The 302-nt window shown below is 61.3% G+C and carries 1 pseudogene; it reads right to left on the bottom strand.

Annotated elements, in window-relative coordinates:
• Positions 1–302, bottom strand: a pseudogene (locus EN846_RS34430) (AMP nucleosidase); the annotation flags it as partial.

Here is a 302-nt window from a genome sequence, read left to right as displayed (position 1 = left end):
ATGGTCGGTGATGGTCTTGGCGTTGGACGGGCCGACGCCGATATTGACCATGGTGATGCCGCCATGGCCGGGCTTCTTCAAATGATAGGCCGGCATCTGCGGCAGGCGCTCCGGCGGCGTGCCTTCAGAGGCCGCCGCCCCGTTCCTGGTCACGACATTGCCCGGTTCGACGAACTCGACATAGCCGCTGTCGCCATTGGCCATCAGCTCGCGGGCGCGCGCCACGAACTCGTCGATATAGAACTGGTAGTTGGTGAACAGCACGAAGTTCTGGAAATGATGGGGGCTGGTTGCAGTGTAAT

Origin of the sequence: Mesorhizobium sp. M4B.F.Ca.ET.203.01.1.1, from assembly GCF_004791025.1 — a bacterium.
Taxonomy (GTDB): Bacteria; Pseudomonadota; Alphaproteobacteria; order Rhizobiales; family Rhizobiaceae; genus Mesorhizobium; species Mesorhizobium abyssinicae.
This window is presented reverse-complemented; position numbering and strand designations above follow the sequence as displayed.